This is a genomic window from Caulobacter sp. SLTY, assembly GCF_009905535.1.
Taxonomy (GTDB): domain Bacteria; phylum Pseudomonadota; class Alphaproteobacteria; order Caulobacterales; family Caulobacteraceae; genus Caulobacter.
The window spans coordinates 41,517-57,123 of sequence record NZ_JAAALA010000008.1 but is presented as its reverse complement, the minus strand read 5'-3'; the positions used below and the strand labels follow the sequence as shown (position 1 = coordinate 57,123).

Sequence of the window (15,607 nt, the reverse complement as noted above, 5' to 3'; positions counted from 1 at the left end):
GGCCTGCCTGCGAAGACACCTCAACGATCGCCGACACCCCTGCCATGGGTCCTCGGAACAAGTCCGAGGATGACGGGCAGGGGAGGATGAACAGCATGACCGCCACCACCATCCGCCGCCTTCAACCCGGCGAAGGCCCCATCTTCCAGGCCATCCGCCTGACCGCCATGGGTCTGGACGAAGCGACCTTCGTCTCCACCCTCGCCGAGGAACAGGCCAAGCCCGCCAGCTGGTTCGAGGACCGTGTCGCCGCCGATGGAATCTTCGTCGCCGAGGCCGACGGCCAAGTCCTGGGGATGGTCGCCATCGGCCCCAAGGCCGCCGCGAAAGAACGCCACAAGGGCATGATCTACAGCATGTTCGTCCTGCCCGAGGGGCGAGGGAAGGGGATCGGCGGTTCCCTGATGGCCGCCTGCCTCGACTACGCCCGCGAGGTGGTCGAGATCGTCCAGCTGGTTGTCGTCTCGACCAATACGGTCGCCGTCTCCCTCTATGAGTCAGCCGGCTTCGAACGCTATGCTTTCGAACCGCGCGCCCTTCGCCACGCCGACGGCCGCTACACCGACGACCTGCATATGTGGAAACGCCTCAAATGACCGACCCCATCCACGCCTGGCACGGCTACATCGTCAGCCGCGACCCCGCCGACCTTTCGGCCCTGATCGCCGAGGGCTGCGTGTTCGAAAGCCCCGTGGTCCACACGCCGCAGGTCGGCAAGGCGATCACCGAGAAGTATCTGCTGAGCGCGTTGCAGGTGCTCAACAACGACACCTTCGAATACCTCGGCGAATGGCGGGCCGAGCGCTCCGCCGTGCTGGAGTTCGGCTGCACCATCGACGGCATCCGCATCAACGGCGTCGACATGATCTGGTGGAACGAGGCAGGCCAGATCACCCGGTTCAAGGTCATGGTCCGGCCGCTGAAGGCCATCAACCTGCTGCACCAGAAGATGGGTGAGATGCTGATGCGGATGGCCGAAGGCGCGGTATAGTCGCCGATATTCGGGAGGACCCCATCATGCGTTTCATCGCCGCCCTTGGCCTCGCGGCCCTGCTCGCCGCCTGCGGCAAGCCTGTTGAGGAGGCCTCGCCGACCGAGCCGCCCGCTGCGCCGGCCCCCGCCGAGCCCACTCACGCCCTGGCCCCCGCGGCCAAGGCGGCCGTCTCCCTCGATCCCGAAGGCCTGCGCCTGGTGGTCCTCGACAGCGGCTCCACCCGCCTGCTGGCCTTCGGTCGCCCGACCGCCGAGGCGGTGGAGGTGCTGAGCGGCATTCTCGGCCAGCCGGCCAGCCGCTCGACCAACGCCGAATGCGGCGCCGGGCCGACCGAGTTCGTCGAGTACGGCAACGGCCTGTCGGCGCTGTTCCTGGACGGCAAGTTCAGCGGCTGGAGCGCCGACGCCGAGAGCGCCGCCAAGGTCACCTTCATGAACGGCATCGGCGTCGGCTCAACCCGCCAGGCGCTGACCGAGAACTTCGCCGACCTCAAGGTCGAGGAAAGCACCCTGGGTATCGAGTTCACGGCCGGGGAGGTCTCCGGGCTGCTCGACCAGGACGGCCCGGCCGGCAAGGTCACTACCCTCTGGGCCGGCACGTCCTGCGTCTTCAGATAATTTTACCCGGGTATAATTGACCTAGAATTATACCCGGGTAAAATGGCGGTATGAAACAGGATCGCAAAGCGCTGGTGCGCGCCTATCGTGAGCGCCGAAAGCCGGCCGGGGTGTTCGCCCTGCGCTGCACCACCACCGGCCAAGCCTGGGTCGGTTCGACCCCGGACCTCTCGACCCGCCAGAACGGCCTCTGGGCCGGGCTGCGGCTGGGCGGCTATCCGCTGCCCGCTCTGGTCGCTGCCTGGAAGCAGGAGGGGGAGGGGGCCTTCGCCTTCGACGTGCTGGAGACCCTGCCCGACGAGGACCGCGAGCCCTACGTCGAGGCCAGCCAACTGACAGACCTGGCCGCCGTCTGGCGGGAGCGGCTGGGGGCGGAAAAGCTATGAGTGACGAACCCATCCTGACCCTGTTTGACAGCCACCGCCGCGTAACGTCCGGGTCTGTCGAGGCAGTGACCAAGGCCGCCCTGGCGGCGCTCGAGCGCGACCCGAACGCCCGCCTGCTGGCGTTCGACGACCGCACCGGCCGCCAGACCGACCTCGACCTGCGCCCCCGCCCGCCCGCCAGGAAGGCGGGCCGGCCCAAGCTCGGCGTGGTCTCCAAGGAGGTCACCCTGCTGCCCCGCCATTGGGACTGGCTGGCTGAGCAACCCGGCGGCGCCTCGGTGGCCTTGCGCAAGCTGATCGAGGCCGCCCGCCGTGACCCGGCCGAGGCCCGGCGCACGGCGGTGGAGGCGGCCTACCGGGTGATGTCGGTGCTGGCCGGCGACCTGGCTGGCTTCGAGGAGGCCAGCCGCACCCTGTTCGCCGACGATCGCGAGGGCTTCCTGGCCAACACCACTGACTGGCCGTCGGACCTGCGCAGCCACCTGCTCACCATGCTGGGCTGGACCTGATCCAGGCCAGGGCGGCGGCCATCTCCTGGTCCTCGCCGCGCGCCAGGGCCTTGGCGCTCGGCCGCACGGCGATGTCCGGGGCCAGTCCCGCGTCCGGTTGCGCCGTACGGGGCAGGCCGGCGACCAGCGGCAGGTCCGCCTCCAGCCCGCTGGCCGGCAGCTTGAGGAAGAAGAAGGCCCCGCCGTTGATGCCGCGCAGGTTGCCGCCCGTGGTCTGGCCGATCAGGGTGCCTCGTCCCGAGGCCTTCACCGCAACGGCGAACTGGAAGGTGGCCGAACTGTTGGTCGCCGAGGTCAGCACCGCCACCGGCCCGGCGAACCGGCGGCCCGCCGGGCGGATGACGTCGCCGTCCGGCCCGTCGTCGAAGCGGGTCATCCGGAAGAGGCCCCGCGAATCGGGCCCCACGGCCTTGTCGCCCCAGTCGAGGAAACTGCGGTCCCAGGTCGAGAGGTAGGGCTTCAACGCCGCCGGCGCGGTGCGGTAGCGGGTATAGCGGTCATACGCGGGCTTGGTCAGGTCGCGGTCGATCAGCCGGGCCAGCACCGCATCGCCGCAATCCTGGCCGCCCTCGTTATCCCGGATGTCGAGGATCAGCCCCCGGCCCCCCTCGTCGATCAGCCGGTCGATGGCCGCATCGATAAAGCCCCGCCAGTCGAAGTCGCTCTCGTAAAAGGCCCAACTCGTCATAGTCAGAACCCCGACACCGGCCTTGACCGCGAAGGCGAACGGCGGACCTTCCGCCGCGCTGCCACGCGGCTCCCCCTCGGCCAGGCAAGCGACCTCGATCGGCCGGTTCGGCAGCCGAAGCACCGCCGTGGGGCCGGTGCGCCAGAGCAGTGGGCGATGGACGTCAAAGGCGGCGAACCGGTCCAGCCCGTTCACCTCCATGTTGGCGATCCGCTTGGCGTCGTTTCCGCCGTCGGCGCGGGCCAGGGGGATCAGGGTGCGGAGCATGCGGGCGGTGGAGATCCCGTCGATGTCCAGAACCCGCTCGCCGCGCGTCAGGCGCGGATCGGCAGAGCCGGTCACCACCATCTCCCCGTCGATCCATCGGAAGGTGAAGGGCAGCCGGTTGCGGCCGCCGAAGAGGGCGGCGGCGGTGGCGTCCGGCTGGTTCAGCGGATTGGGAAAGCTGTGGCCGCAGCGGACGGCGGCGGTCAGACGGGTGAGAGCCAGAAAAGCCTGAACCTGGGTCGTGGCGGCGCCGAGTTCGCGCTCCAGCCGGTCGAACCGCACGCTCATCTGGGCCGGCGTATTGTAGCGATAGAGCCCCGGATGCATGGCCTCGTAGGCCTGCCGCAGGATCCGGGCATCCTCCGCCCAACCCTTGGCGGTCGGCAGGGCGAGGGCGAGGCCTCCGGCGAGAAGTTCACGACGATCGAGCATGGGCGTCTCCGGTTGGAGCCCGGACCATGGCGGCGCGGTCGCCGCCCCGCGCCTCACGTTCCGGCGGACGCGCTGAAATTCAGGATTTGAGGCGCGCCCGGTATGCGCTGGGCGCGACGCCGAAGCGCTGGCGGAAGGCGCGGTTGAAGTTCGCTTTGGAGCTGAAGCCGGCGTCGAAGCCGAGCGTCAGCAGGTCCTGCCGGGCCCCGGCGGTCAGGGCGGCGGCGACCATCTCGGCCCGCAGGCCGTTGATCGCCTCGGAGAAGTTGCGCCCCAGCCCCTCGTTGAAGGCCCGCGACAGGTGGCTGGTGTTTGTGCCCAGGCGGCCGGCGAGATCGGACAGGGTCAGGCCCGGCTCGGCTGCCCAGCCGGCCTCGCGGGTCGTCTCCAGCCACACTTCGCCCTGGGCCTGCCAGTCGCGGGTGCGGGTGGCCGGCTGCGGCGGCTCGGCGGATAGGGGCGGGAAGGGCCGGGCGGCATTGCGCCAGCCTTCCAGCCCCAGGAAGGCGGCAAAGGCGCTGAGCGCTAGATAGTAGGGATAGACGTCGAAGTAGTTGAAAGGACCCAGCAATCGCTCCCCCACCTCGAACACCAGCCGCAGGGCCGCGACCCCGGCCAGCGCCGCTAGGACGTTGCGCATAGAGCGGGCGGCGAACAGGCCATCGTCACTGCGATGAGCGGCCAACCAGGCCCGGTACCGCGCCAGCAGCCGCAGGCCGAGCAGGCTGTAGGCGATCAGGGAGGCGAGGGCGGCGACCTGGATGACCGGGTCGATGAACCGCTCGTCGACACCATTGCTCCAGGCGCGCTTAGCCTCCATCGGCAGCAGGAAGCAGACGCTCTGGTAGCCGAACTGCAGGCCGGCGGGGATCAGGTGGCGGCGGTCGAACCGGCCGCCGGTCAGGCTGGTGAGATAGGCCAGGATCAACGGCCCCAACGCCAGCGGGACCGCGAACGGCGCGAACGACAGCCACGGCCAGGCGTCATAGGCGCCCGCGTAACCGATGATGAAGGGGGTCAGCATGCCGGCCAGCACCAGCAGCAACGCGGCCAGCCAGCCGTTGGCGCGGCGGTTGAACGACCCCTGCGTCAGCACGGCGGCATGGACCAGCGCCTGCAGGCCGAAGGCCAGCAGCAGGCAACTCATCCACCTCAATCGGATCGGCCCAATCTCCACGACCGCCAATCTAAAGCAGCCCGCCCCGCCTCCAAGGACTTAGCGGCCGTTGATCAGCCGTCCGTTCGCCCTAGCTCCCGAAGCAACAGTGGAGTGACCCCATGAAACGCTTAGCCGCCCTCGCCGCCCTCGCCTTTGCCATGCTGGCCACACCAGCGCTCGCCCAGGCCCCGCAGCCATCCAAGCCCGTCGACCTGGAGCGCTTCTATTCCGGCCAGTGGCTGGAGATCGGCCGGCTGCCGATGAGGCTGACCGACGGCTGCGTCGCCGGCGCGACCGCCTACGCCCCGGCCGACAAGGGCCGCATCGCCGTGCGTGACACCTGCCGCGACAAGACCCCGACCGGCAAGGAGAAGGCCATTGAGGGCAAGGGCCGGATCATGGATCCGGGGACCAACGCCAAGCTGAAGGTCAGCTATCCCTTCTTCATCACCTGGGAGTATTGGGTGCTGGACCGGGCCGACGACTACAGCTGGTTCATCAGCGCCGACCCGAAGTTCGAGAAGCTGTGGATCTACACCCGCAAGCCGCCGACCCCAGCCGAGCTCGAGGCCCTGGTCGCCCGCGCCAAGGCGCTGGGCTACGACACCAGCAAGCTCGAGTTCCCGGCGCCGCTCCAGCAATAGCGCGGGCCACGAAAAACCCCGCCGTCCGGAGACGGCGGGGTTCTGCATCTCGAAGCCCTGCGAGCCTAGGCTTGTGCGCGGGCTGTGGTGTTCGGCCCACGACCGCCGCCGGGACGGAAGCGGCGACGCTTCTTGGGCTTGGCGGCCGCGTTGGCGGCCGGAGCGGCGGTGGCACCCTCGACCATCGGGTCATAGCCGCCCGGACGCGAGGCGCGGGGGGCGTTGGCGAAATGCTTGCCCGCCGAATGCTCATGCCGCTTGGCGGCCGGGCTGCGGCCGCGGGTGTCGCGGGGATCGCGTTCGCGGGCGACTTCGGCCGGCTGAGCCGCCTTGAAGGCGGCCTCAGCGGAGCCCAGGTTGCGGTCGTTGCGGCGGTCCCAGCTGGGGATGGTCTGGCGGGTGACCTTCTGGATGTCCTTCAGCAGGTTGCGCTCATCGTCCGCCACCAGGCTGATGGCCGAACCGTTGGCGCCGGCCCGGGCGGTCCGCCCGATCCGGTGTACGTAGGCTTCCGGCACGTTGGGCAGCTCGTACTGGATGACGTGCGAAACGCCGTCCACATCGATGCCGCGCGCGGCGATGTCGGTGGCCACCAGGGCGCGGACGTCACCGGCCTTGAAGGAAGCGAGCGAACGCTCCCGCTGGCCCTGGCTCTTGTCGCCGTGGATGGCGGCGGCCTCGACACCGATGGTGCCCAGCTGCTTGGCCACTCGGTCGGCGCCGCGCTTGGTGCGGGTGAAGATCAGCACGCGCTTCATCGCGCCGTCGTCCATCAGCTCGGCGAGCAGGGCGCGTTTGCGGCCCGATTCGATGAACAGGATCTTCTGGTCGATCTTCTCGACGGTGGTGGCCTGCGGGGTCACCGACACCTTGGCCGGGTTCTTCAGCAGCTCGCCGGCCAGCTTGCCGATCTCGGTCGGCATGGTGGCGGAGAAGAACAGGTTCTGACGCTGCTGCGGCAGGGTCTTGGCGATGCGGCGGATCGGCACCACGAAGCCCATGTCGAGCATCTGGTCGGCCTCGTCGAGCACGAAGACCTCGGTCTCCGACAGGTTGGCGACCTTCTCGTTGATGTGGTCGATCAGCCGGCCGGGGGTGGCGACCAGCACGTCGACGCCGGCGGCCAGGGCGCGGACCTGGGGTCCGTACTTCACGCCGCCGAACACGACCGCGACGGTCAGGCCCATGTTCTTGCCATAGGCGCGGAAGCTCTCGGCGATCTGGGTGGCCAGTTCGCGGGTCGGCGACAGCACCAGGGCGCGGCAGCCGCGGCGCGGCGCGGGCTTACGGTCCTCGGCCAGGCGCTGCAGGATCGGCAGGGCGAAGGCGGCGGTCTTGCCGGTGCCCGTCTGGGCGATGCCCAGGATGTCGCGGCCTTCCAGCACCAGCGGGATCGCCTGGGCCTGGATCGGGGTAGGGGTGGTGTAACCCTCGGCCAGCAGGGCCGAGAGGATGGGCTTGCAAAGGCCCAGGTCAGTAAAAGCGGTCAAAGCCGTGGTCTTTCTATGTGCGACCGTATCCGCGCGGGCTCTGATGGCCGGCGCGGGGGATCGCGGGGGTCGTTGGAAAACGCCCCGCGTATGGCGTCCTTATGGGGAAGTTCGGTTCTCGCGCCTGGGCGAAGTGACTAGTCACTCCTCACGCGGCCGGGCGCGGCCGAAGGCGCAGATAAGCTGCGCAGGAGGCTCATGTGGCGGTGCAGCATGAAAAAGTCAAGGAAAATCGGGCATCTCGCACGGGAGCGAACATCCGTCGCATCGCGCATGGCCCGCCGATCCCTTATGAACCCGACCTTCCTGTCACGGCCGGAGCCGCCCCGCTTGCTGACACGCCGCCTGTTCCTGGCCGCCGCCGCGCTGCCGCTCGCCAGCTCCGCCCTGGCCAGTCCCAGCCCCGCGCCGCGCACCTTTCGGGTCGCGACCGCGCCGTTGATGGTCCCGCCGCCGATCCCGCAGAACCCGCTGCTGTCGCGGGCCCGGGCCGAGCTGGCCCGTCTCGGCGGCGCCATCCCGCGCCACGACCTGGTGGCCATCGCCGACTTCGCCAGCCCCAGCAAGGCGCCGCGGTTCCACCTGGTCGACATGGCGACGGGCACAGTGGACAGCCTGCTGGTCTCCCACGGCAGCGGTTCGGACCCGGCCAACAGCGGCTGGCTGAAGGCCTTCTCCAACCAGCCGGGTTCCAACGCCAGCTGCGAGGGCGCCTTCCGCACCGCCGAATTCTACACCGGCAAGCACGGCCGCTCGATGCGGCTGGACGGGCTGGACGAGGCCAACAGCAACGCCCGCGACCGGGCCATCGTCATTCACGGCGCCTGGTACGTCAGCGCGGCGATGGCCGCCGCCGCCGGCCGGATCGGCCGAAGCCAGGGCTGTTTCGCCTTCGCCGAGGGCGACCTGCCGAAGGTCATGGAGCGGCTGGGGCCAGGTCGGCTGCTGCTGTCGACGCGGCTTTAGCGCTTCAGGCTGGCCAGCAGCTCGACGGCCTCGTCGTGGACGTCCTCGGTGATGTAGTCGAGATCGTCGTCCACCTCATCGCCCTCACTGTAGACCGGCGCGGCGACGGCCAGTTCCAGATGCTCGCGGGCCTTGGCTTCCGATGCTTCGACGCCATCGCCGGCCAGGTAGGCCTTGGCCAGTTCGACGTGGGCGTCCACGTCGCCAGCCTCGATCGCCTTGGCGAACCATTCGGCGGCGCTCTTGGCGTCGTCCTGCTCGCGGTACAGGATGGCGATGTTGTGCCCGGCGCTGGCCTCGCCCAGGTCGAAGGCCTTGCGGTACCAGTCCATGGCCGCGCCCTTGTCGACCGGCACGCCCACGCCTTCGTCGTAGAAATAGCCGACGTTCAACATCGACGGCAGGTCGCCCTGATCGGCGGCCTGCTTGAACAGCGCCAGCGCCTTGGCCTCGTCTCCGTCGTCCCATGCGTCCGACGCGGCGTCGAACAGGTCGATGAGGGCGTCTTGGTCGGCTTCCGACATGGCGGGGGTCCTTTGGAACGTTTGCCCATGGTCTCAGGGCGATGCGGCGGTATGGAGGCGGGGCGGAGGGGAATCAACGATGTCCAAGTCCATGATCGCCATTGCTGTTATCGCCTGTGTGATCGGTGGGATGGCCACGGCCACCCAGGGGCCGACCAACGCCATGCTGGCGCGACCCTTCAATTCGCCGGTCAACGCCGCCTTCATTTCGTTCGCGATCGGGACGGCGGCCCTGGCGGTGCTGGTGATGGCGCTTCGCGTGCGGCCGGACTGGTCGGCGGTGGCGGAGATGCCCTGGTACGGCTGGCTGGGCGGCCTCTACGGCGTCTGCTTCGTCATCGCGGCGGCCTTCTCGGCGCCCAGGCTAGGCGTGGCGACCACCATCACCCTGATGGTCGGCGGCCAGCTCCTGATCAGCGTCATCCTCGACCACTTCGGGGCCTTCGGCATCGAGCCGCGTCCGATCAGCCTCTCGCGGATCGCCGGGCTGGCGCTGGTGGTCGGGGGCGTGCTGCTGGTGCGGCGGGGTTAAACCCAGCGGGGGATAGGTCCGACCTGCTCCGTCGGATCGTCCCGCAGGTCCAGGAACGCTTCATCCACATAGCACCAGCCCCAGTGCTCGGGCGGGTCATAGCCCTCAATCACCGGGTGACCTGTCTCGCGGAAGTGGGCGCTGGCGTGCCGGTTGGGGCTGTCGTCGCAGCAGCCGACGTGGCCGCAGGCGCGGCAGAGGCGCAGGTGGACCCAAGGGCTGCCGATCTTCAGGCACTCCTCGCAGCCCTTGGCGCTGGGTGTGACGGTGCGAACCATGTCGCGGTGAGAGCAGCTCATGCGCTGGCCTCCTGGGCGGCGAGATACTGGTGGATGGCGGCGACCACCTGGGCGCCTTCGCCGATGGCGGCGCCGACGCGCTTGACCGAGCCGGAGCGAGCGTCGCCGACCGCGAAGACACCGGCCACCGTGGACTCCAGTCCGCCACGGTCGACGCCGCCGGTGGTGATGAACCCGGGTGCGTCGCGGGCCACGCCGCAGTCGGCCAGCCAGTGGGTAGCCGGATCGGCGCCGACGAACAGGAAGACGTGGGCGATGTCGGCGCTGGTCGTCTCGCTGGTGTGCCTGTTGGTCCAGGTCACCTGGGCCAGGGCGCCGTCGGCGTCGGGCTCAAGGGCGGTGATCTGGCTGTGCGGGGTCAGCTCGATGTTGCCGGCCCCTTCGATGCGATCGATCAGGTAGCGGGACATGGTCTCCTTCAGCCCCGGCCCGCGAACCATCACCCGCACCTTGGCGGCATGGCCCGAGAGGTAGACCGCCGCCTGGCCCGCCGAGTTGCCGCCGCCGACCACAATGACTTCCTGGCCCGCGCACATCTCCGCCTCCAGCGGCGAGGCCCAGTACCAGACGCCCCGGCCCTCGAAGTCCGACAGGTTGGCCACCTCAAGCCGGCGATAGGCCGCGCCGCTGGCCACAACCACGGTGCGGGCGGTCAGGGTGGCGCCGTCCTCCAGGGTCAGCACGCGAAGCCCGTCGGGCCGGGTGCAGTCGAGGTCGCTGACACAGGCGGGAATCATCAGCTCGGCCCCGAACTTCTGGGCCTGCAGCACGCCCCGACTGGTCAGGGCCTGGCCGGAGATGCCGGTCGGAAAGCCGAAGTAGTTCTCGATCCGGGCGCTGGCCCCCGCCTGGCCGCCATAGGCGCGGCGGTCGATGACCGCGACGCTGAGGCCCTCGGAGGCGGCGTACACCGCCGTCGCAAGACCGGCCGGTCCCGCCCCGACCACCGCCACGTCATAGACCTTGTCGGGGTCCGGGCCGCTGATCATCCCCAGCGCCCTGGCCAGATCCTTGTCGCTGGGCCGGCGCAGGATTTCGCCGTTGGGACAGGCGGCCAGGGGCAGGTCGGCCTCGGTCAGGTTGAGGCGGGCCATCAGCTGGGCCGCCTCGGGATCGGACTTCGCGTCGATCAGATGATGCGGCTGGCCGTTGCGGGTGAGGAAGCCCTGCAGGCGGACCACGTCGCGCTCGCCGGCATGGCCGATCAGCACCGCCCCGCTGGCCGCCGCCTCGATCAGCGCCACCCGGCGCAGGATCAGCGCCCGGGTGATCCGTTCGCCAAGCTCCGCTTCGGCCACCAACAGGGCGCGGACGTTGGCCGAGGAGATGACCAGGGCCTCCAGATCGGTCTCCGCCACCCCGTCGACCAGGGCGGCGCTGCCGCCCAGCTGGCTGACCTCGGCCAGGAACTGGCCAGGGCCCTGTTCCACGACGGGGGTCTCATGACCCATGCCGTCGCGCTGAGTTATGGCCACACAGCCTGACAGGATGACGAACATCCCCGGCGCCCGTTCGCCGGAGCGGAACAGGGTGTCGCCGGCCTTGAAGCCACGCACCTCGCCGAACCGCTTCATCCGGCCGATCTCGGCGGGCGTCAGGGTCGGGAAGGTCTGCTCAAAGCGGGCAAAGCCCGAGCCGGCGGGGACCGCCACGTTCTCATCGTCGCTCATGGCGCCAAGGAGGCCCCGCACGAGGCCCTGCGTCAACTGAACCAAAGGATGACCCACCGGAACGCCAAGAGCGTTCCGGCTCCTTGCTTTTTGAGCCCGTCCGGGCGGCGAACCGGTGTCCACTTCGCCTGACGGGCTCGGCGCCTCTTGCCCAAACCTGACGCCGGCGTCACTGTCGCCTGAACAACGATAATCTACGGGACGAGGCGTCTTCAGATGGCCAGCTATGACTACATCATCATCGGGGCGGGTTCGGCTGGCTGCGTGCTGGCCGGGCGGCTGACTGAAGACCCCAACATCAAGGTGCTGCTGCTGGAAGCCGGCGGCAAGGACAACTCCATCCTGGTCAACATGCCCGCGGGCGTCGGCAACCTGATCAAGGACAAGGGCGACTACAACTGGGGCTTCTGGACCGAGGAAGAGCCGCACCTGGGCAACCGGAAGCTCTGGTGGCCGCGCGGCAAGGGCTGGGGCGGGTCGAGCTCGATCAACGGTATGGTCTACATCCGCGGCCATGCGCGGGACTATGACCAGTGGCGGCAGATGGGTCTGGCCGGCTGGGGCTATGCCGACATCCTCCCCTACTTCAAGCGCTCGGAAAGCCTGGAGGGCGGCGGGGACGAATGGCACGGCGGCGAGGGGCCGCTGCATGTGTCCAAGGCCAGCTCGCCCAACCCGATCTATTCGGCGGCTATCGAGGCGGGGCGCCAGGCGGGCCATCCGGTGACCAAGGACTTCAACGGCTTCCAGCAGGAAGGCTGGGGTCCCTACCAGATGACCATCAAGGACGGCCGCCGCTGGAGCGCCGCCAAGGCCTATCTCTATCCGGCCCTGAACCGGCCCAACCTGACCTGCATCACCGGCGCGCGGACGACCCGGATCGTCATCGAGAACGGCCGGGCGATCGGGGTGGAATACGCCGAGAAGGGCGGGGCGCGGACCATCGCCCATGCCGACGCCGAGGTGCTGCTATGCGCCGGGGCGGTGCAGTCGCCGCATATCCTGCAGCTGTCGGGCGTCGGGGCGCCGGACGACCTGACCCCGCACGGGATCAAGGTGGTGCATGAGAGCAAGGGCGTCGGCGCCAACCTTCAGGACCATCTGGACGTCACCCTGAGCTGGGAGACCCAGAACGTCGAGACCGCCTACAGCTACAACAAGGGCCTCAAGCGCCTGGCCACGGGCCTGAACTACCTGCTGTTCAACAAGGGGCCGGGGCGGCAGAACTTCCTGGAATCGGGCGCCTTCCTGCGCTCGCGGCCGGACCTCGACCGGCCGGACCTGCAGATCCACACCGTGCTGGCGATCATGCAGGATCACGGCAAGACGGTGATCGAGAAGGACGGCTTCACCTTCCACGTCTGCCAGCTGCGGCCGGAGAGCCGTGGCCATGTGGGCCTGCGCTCGGCCGACCCGTTCGCCGACCCGACCATCCTGGCCAACTATCTGGCCGCCGAGGAAGACCGCCGGGCCATGCGCGAAGGGGTCAAGATCGCCCGCGAGGCGGCGGCCCAGGCGGCGCTCGATCCCTATCGCGGGGCGGAGTTCGCGCCCGGCAAGGAGATCCAGTCAGACGCCGACATCGACGCCTGGATCCGCCGTACGTCGGAGACCATCTACCACCCCGTCGGCACCTGCCGCATGGGCGCGGCGGGCGATGCGCTGGCCGTGGTCGATGGCGAGCTGAAGGTGCAGGGGATCGCCGGCCTGCGGGTCGTCGATGCGTCCGTGATGCCGACCCTGGTCGGGGGTAACACCAACGCCCCGACCATCATGGTCGCCGAAAAGGCCAGCGACATGATCCGTGGGAAGGCGGCGTTGGCGCCCTATGACGCGCCGGTCTACGACCCATCGGCGGAGAAGGCGGCTTAGAGATGATGAAACGTCCCCTCGGCCGGTCCGGCCTGTCTATCTCCCCGCTGGTGCTGGGCGGCAATGTGTTCGGCTGGACAGCGGACGAGGCGACGTCGCACCGGGTGCTGGACGCCTTCGTCGATGGCGGGTTCGAGACCATCGACACCGCCGACGTCTACTCGGCCTGGGTCCCCGGCCACACCGGCGGCGAGTCCGAGACGGTGATCGGGACCTGGCTGAAGGCCAGGGGCCGGCGGGACGACGTGGTGATCGCCACCAAGGTGGCCATGGGGCCGGCGCATCCTGGGCTTTCGGCCAAGAACATCGAGGAAGCCTGCGAGGACAGCCTGCGCCGGCTGCAGACAGACTACATCGACCTCTACCAGTCGCACCGCGACGATGCCGAGACGCCGCAGGAAGAAACGGCCGAGGCCTTCGATCGGCTGGTCAAGGCGGGGAAGGTGCGGGCCATCGGGGCGTCGAACTTCGACGCCGGCCGGCTGGGCTCGGCGCTGGATATTTCGGCGCATAAGGGGTTGGCGCGGTACGACAGCCTGCAGCCGGCCTACAACCTGATGGACCGGGGGATCGAGGGGCCGCTGTTGGACCTCTGTATCGCCCGCGAGGTTGGCGTGATCAGCTACTATGGCCTGGCCAGCGGCTTTCTGACCGGCAAGTACCGCTCGGAAGCGGACCTGGGTAAGAGCCCGCGTGGACGGGGCATGGGCAAGCACCTGGAAGGCGAGCGGGGTCCGAAGGTGCTGGCGGCGCTCGATGCGGTGGCGGCCGAGGCCGGCGCCAGCCAGGCGCAGGTGGCGCTGGCCTGGGTGATGGCCAGGCCGGGACTGACCGCGCCGATCGCCAGCGCGACCAGCGTGGCGCAGCTTCAGGAATTGCTGGGCGCGGCGCGGCTGTCGCTGTCGGACGCGCAGATGTCGCGGTTGAACGAGGCCTCGGCCTAGGCGATCCGCCGCCCGTCCAGCGAGGCCAGACGCAGGCGCGGGCCGTCTTCGCCCGAGCGGGACAGGTTGCTGACCTTCAGATCGGTGACCGTGCGGCCCATCAGACGGGCGGTCATGCCCAGGGGCTGGTAAAGTCCCAGGAACCGGTCGATCTCGCCCGTGACGCCGACCAGGGGCAGCAACACCATCTCCAGGCCGACCGGCCCGCCGACGCCTTCGGCGCGAATCTGGCCTTCGATGGTCAGGGGTTCGGGGCGGCGGTGGATCTGTTCGGTGGCCAGGCGCAGCGGCGCGCGGTCGGCGGCGGCGAACAGGCTGAGCAGGTTGACGCCGCGCAGGTCGCGCCGGTGCAACTGGGCGATCAGGCCGCCGACCAGCCGGAACGGCAGGTCGCCCGCCTCGCGGCGGCCGACGATCAGCGTCTGGGGCAGGATGTCGACGAAATCCATCGGGTCGATGTCGGCGCGCGCCGGGGCTGGGCGATGGCCCGCGCGAGCCCGCCAATACTCCGTCAATCGTTCCGTGTTGGGATGGGCCATTGCCTCACCCTGCCTCCCGTCGGCCCAAAGCGGCCGCACGGGGGTTGCAGGGAAGGATCGGGCCGGGGGGATTGCGTTCCACTATGGGACACTCCGGCGCGGTTCTTGCATGGGGCGAAGTGGCTTTTTGCGGGAGCGGCCCCATGGGTTTGCGGACGACTTTTCTGGGACTGGCGGCCGGGTTCGTGCTGCTGATGATCGGTTCGGCGACGCCGGAGGAGGCGGCCGCCCAGTGCTGCGCACCCCCACCGCCGCCGTGCTGCACGCCGCCGGCCCCTCCGCCCTGCTGCACCCCGCCCGCGCCGCCGCCGCGGCCGCCGTCGCCCCCGCAATGCTGTGACAGCGGCGGTGGGCGCGTGAATGTCCAGGTCAACGCCAACGTCACGGCTGTCGCCGTAGCCGGCGGCCGCGCGAGCTCCGGCGCCGTCGTGTACGGCGGCGGTGGCGGGGGCGGGGGCTATTACAGCGCGCCGGGCGCCACGGGTATCATTCAGGGCCTCAACGTCGAGGGCAGCCTGAAGAAAAAGAAGGTCGCCTATGAGGCCAAGCGCACCCGCACCCGCCGGGTGATCATCCGCGCCTACTGCGTGGACGACCGCGACATCCCGCACGCCGCCAGCCAGGTGTTCGCCGGCGAAGAGGTGGCTGACGGCTACGAGGGAGAGCTCTACCGCTGCATCGCCGGCACCCGCATGCAGTGGACCCTGGTCGAGTGGTCAGCCGAGCGGACCAGTGGCGGTGGGGACGGCGGCAAGACCGTCTTCTGCCAGAAGGGCGAGGCCCTCCACTACGAATACGGCTCGGTCGCCTCTGGTGACGGTGCGGCGGTCAGCGGCGGGCGGATTTCCTGCCGACCGCAACGCCCGGCCCGCGACTGCAACGAGCGCTCGCTCCTGCGGCGGTTCGGGGCGGGGATCAAGGTGATCACCATCGTCGAGGTCGAAACCTACACCGCCTACCGCGAGGAGATGGTGCGCGAGGAGTCCAGCGCCACCTTCAATATGAGCCTCGACGGCGGGGTCGGCGGGACCATCTACTAGAGCGCGTTCCTATGAGTGGGAACCGGTAATCGGGT

At 69.5% G+C, this 15,607-nt stretch carries 18 protein-coding genes; 11 read left to right on the top strand and 7 right to left on the bottom strand.

What is annotated here, in order from left to right; all coding sequences use genetic code 11:
* Positions 1-95 precede the first annotated feature (95 nt).
* Genes GVN21_RS06455 through GVN21_RS06435 form a run of 5 tightly spaced genes read left to right on the top strand, consistent with a single transcriptional unit; the run spans position 96 to position 2,506 of the window.
* Positions 96-596 (top strand): GNAT family N-acetyltransferase, encoded by a 501-nt coding sequence (locus tag GVN21_RS06455; protein WP_166573898.1) that lies wholly within the window; start codon positions 96-98, stop codon positions 594-596.
* Entirely contained in the window at positions 593-991 is a 399-nt protein-coding gene (locus GVN21_RS06450) for a nuclear transport factor 2 family protein (protein WP_166573897.1), read from the top strand. Before GVN21_RS06455 ends, GVN21_RS06450 begins: the two co-directional genes overlap by 4 nt.
* A gap of 26 nt (positions 992-1,017) precedes the next feature.
* Entirely contained in the window at positions 1,018-1,611 is a 594-nt protein-coding gene (locus tag GVN21_RS06445; protein WP_166573846.1) for a hypothetical protein, read from the top strand.
* A 50-nt stretch (positions 1,612-1,661) separates the two neighbouring features.
* On the top strand, positions 1,662-1,997 hold the full coding sequence (locus GVN21_RS06440) for a GIY-YIG nuclease family protein (protein ID WP_166573896.1): 336 nt from the start codon (positions 1,662-1,664) through the stop codon (positions 1,995-1,997).
* Entirely contained in the window at positions 1,994-2,506 is a 513-nt protein-coding gene (locus tag GVN21_RS06435) for a DUF2239 family protein (protein WP_166573895.1), read from the top strand. The genes GVN21_RS06440 and GVN21_RS06435 overlap by 4 nt, the downstream gene beginning before the upstream one ends.
* On the opposite strand, the gene GVN21_RS06430 is transcribed toward GVN21_RS06435, so the two are convergent.
* The gene (locus tag GVN21_RS06430) at positions 2,484-3,893 is read right to left on the bottom strand and encodes a S41 family peptidase (RefSeq protein ID WP_166573894.1); all 1,410 of its coding nucleotides are present in this window, start codon (positions 3,891-3,893) and stop codon (positions 2,484-2,486) included. The two genes, GVN21_RS06435 and GVN21_RS06430, sit on opposite strands and share 23 nt — an antisense overlap.
* Before the next feature lie 79 nt (positions 3,894-3,972).
* A complete protein-coding gene (locus GVN21_RS06425) occupies positions 3,973-5,040 on the bottom strand; it encodes an AraC family transcriptional regulator (RefSeq protein ID WP_166573893.1) in 1,068 nt (355 codons plus the stop codon).
* 131 nt (positions 5,041-5,171) lie between these two features.
* Here GVN21_RS06425 and GVN21_RS06420 point away from each other — a divergent pair, with 131 nt between their 5' ends.
* On the top strand, positions 5,172-5,696 hold the full coding sequence (locus GVN21_RS06420; RefSeq protein ID WP_166573892.1) for a lipocalin family protein: 525 nt from the start codon (positions 5,172-5,174) through the stop codon (positions 5,694-5,696).
* A gap of 65 nt (positions 5,697-5,761) precedes the next feature.
* Here GVN21_RS06420 and GVN21_RS06415 read toward each other — a convergent pair whose 3' ends face one another.
* On the bottom strand, positions 5,762-7,186 hold the full coding sequence (locus GVN21_RS06415) for a DEAD/DEAH box helicase (protein WP_166573891.1): 1,425 nt from the start codon (positions 7,184-7,186) through the stop codon (positions 5,762-5,764).
* A 330-nt stretch (positions 7,187-7,516) separates the two neighbouring features.
* Between GVN21_RS06415 and GVN21_RS06410 the strand changes: the two genes are divergently transcribed.
* Positions 7,517-8,152: a murein L,D-transpeptidase catalytic domain family protein gene (locus GVN21_RS06410; protein WP_205689966.1), complete on the top strand. Its 636-nt coding sequence runs from the start codon at positions 7,517-7,519 to the stop codon at positions 8,150-8,152.
* On the opposite strand, the gene GVN21_RS06405 is transcribed toward GVN21_RS06410, so the two are convergent.
* Complete coding sequence (locus tag GVN21_RS06405; protein ID WP_166573890.1) at positions 8,149-8,676, bottom strand: tetratricopeptide repeat protein; 528 nt, start codon at positions 8,674-8,676, stop codon at positions 8,149-8,151. The genes GVN21_RS06410 and GVN21_RS06405 overlap by 4 nt on opposite strands.
* Before the next feature lie 79 nt (positions 8,677-8,755).
* On the opposite strand from GVN21_RS06405, the gene GVN21_RS06400 reads away from it, so the two are divergent.
* On the top strand, positions 8,756-9,208 hold the full coding sequence (locus GVN21_RS06400; protein WP_166573889.1) for a DMT family transporter: 453 nt from the start codon (positions 8,756-8,758) through the stop codon (positions 9,206-9,208).
* Here the strand turns inward: GVN21_RS06400 and GVN21_RS06395 are convergent.
* Together GVN21_RS06395 and GVN21_RS06390 are read right to left on the bottom strand one after the other, a co-directional pair.
* Positions 9,205-9,507, bottom strand: coding sequence for a UBP-type zinc finger domain-containing protein (locus GVN21_RS06395; RefSeq protein ID WP_166573888.1), 303 nt, complete (start codon positions 9,505-9,507; stop codon positions 9,205-9,207). The genes GVN21_RS06400 and GVN21_RS06395 overlap by 4 nt on opposite strands.
* Entirely contained in the window at positions 9,504-11,177 is a 1,674-nt protein-coding gene (locus GVN21_RS06390) for a cyclic nucleotide-binding domain-containing thioredoxin-disulfide reductase (protein WP_166573887.1), read from the bottom strand. The genes GVN21_RS06395 and GVN21_RS06390 overlap by 4 nt, the downstream gene beginning before the upstream one ends.
* A 216-nt stretch (positions 11,178-11,393) precedes the next feature.
* Between GVN21_RS06390 and GVN21_RS06385 the strand changes: the two genes are divergently transcribed.
* Positions 11,394-13,049, top strand: a complete 1,656-nt coding sequence (locus tag GVN21_RS06385) for a choline dehydrogenase (protein WP_166573886.1) — start codon at positions 11,394-11,396, stop codon at positions 13,047-13,049.
* A gap of 2 nt (positions 13,050-13,051) precedes the next feature.
* Positions 13,052-13,993: an aldo/keto reductase gene (locus tag GVN21_RS06380; RefSeq protein ID WP_166573885.1), complete on the top strand. Its 942-nt coding sequence runs from the start codon at positions 13,052-13,054 to the stop codon at positions 13,991-13,993.
* On the opposite strand, the gene GVN21_RS06375 is transcribed toward GVN21_RS06380, so the two are convergent.
* Positions 13,990-14,532 (bottom strand): PAS domain-containing protein, encoded by a 543-nt coding sequence (locus GVN21_RS06375; RefSeq protein WP_166573884.1) that lies wholly within the window; start codon positions 14,530-14,532, stop codon positions 13,990-13,992. The genes GVN21_RS06380 and GVN21_RS06375 overlap by 4 nt on opposite strands.
* Positions 14,533-14,888: 356 nt before the next feature.
* Here GVN21_RS06375 and GVN21_RS06370 point away from each other — a divergent pair, with 356 nt between their 5' ends.
* Positions 14,889-15,572: a hypothetical protein gene (locus GVN21_RS06370; RefSeq protein WP_240902783.1), complete on the top strand. Its 684-nt coding sequence runs from the start codon at positions 14,889-14,891 to the stop codon at positions 15,570-15,572.
* Positions 15,573-15,607 lie beyond the last annotated feature (35 nt).

Bases quoted from the DNA above. Each gene is read 5' to 3' on its own strand.
- GVN21_RS06390 (WP_166573887.1), bottom strand. From the start codon at position 11,177: ATGAGCGACGATGAGAACGTGGCGGTCCCCGCCGGCTCGGGCTTTGCC.
- GVN21_RS06405 (WP_166573890.1), bottom strand. From the start codon at position 8,676: ATGTCGGAAGCCGACCAAGACGCCCTCATCGACCTGTTCGACGCCGCG.
- GVN21_RS06450 (WP_166573897.1), top strand. From the start codon at position 593: ATGACCGACCCCATCCACGCCTGGCACGGCTACATCGTCAGCCGCGAC.
- GVN21_RS06395 (WP_166573888.1), bottom strand. From the start codon at position 9,507: ATGAGCTGCTCTCACCGCGACATGGTTCGCACCGTCACACCCAGCGCC.
- GVN21_RS06455 (WP_166573898.1), top strand. From the start codon at position 96: ATGACCGCCACCACCATCCGCCGCCTTCAACCCGGCGAAGGCCCCATC.
- GVN21_RS06435 (WP_166573895.1), top strand. From the start codon at position 1,994: ATGAGTGACGAACCCATCCTGACCCTGTTTGACAGCCACCGCCGCGTA.
- GVN21_RS06430 (WP_166573894.1), bottom strand. From the start codon at position 3,893: ATGCTCGATCGTCGTGAACTTCTCGCCGGAGGCCTCGCCCTCGCCCTG.
- GVN21_RS06425 (WP_166573893.1), bottom strand. From the start codon at position 5,040: ATGAGTTGCCTGCTGCTGGCCTTCGGCCTGCAGGCGCTGGTCCATGCC.
- GVN21_RS06380 (WP_166573885.1), top strand. From the start codon at position 13,052: ATGATGAAACGTCCCCTCGGCCGGTCCGGCCTGTCTATCTCCCCGCTG.
- GVN21_RS06400 (WP_166573889.1), top strand. From the start codon at position 8,756: ATGTCCAAGTCCATGATCGCCATTGCTGTTATCGCCTGTGTGATCGGT.
- GVN21_RS06385 (WP_166573886.1), top strand. From the start codon at position 11,394: ATGGCCAGCTATGACTACATCATCATCGGGGCGGGTTCGGCTGGCTGC.
- GVN21_RS06445 (WP_166573846.1), top strand. From the start codon at position 1,018: ATGCGTTTCATCGCCGCCCTTGGCCTCGCGGCCCTGCTCGCCGCCTGC.
- GVN21_RS06420 (WP_166573892.1), top strand. From the start codon at position 5,172: ATGAAACGCTTAGCCGCCCTCGCCGCCCTCGCCTTTGCCATGCTGGCC.
- GVN21_RS06375 (WP_166573884.1), bottom strand. From the start codon at position 14,532: ATGGCCCATCCCAACACGGAACGATTGACGGAGTATTGGCGGGCTCGC.
- GVN21_RS06440 (WP_166573896.1), top strand. From the start codon at position 1,662: ATGAAACAGGATCGCAAAGCGCTGGTGCGCGCCTATCGTGAGCGCCGA.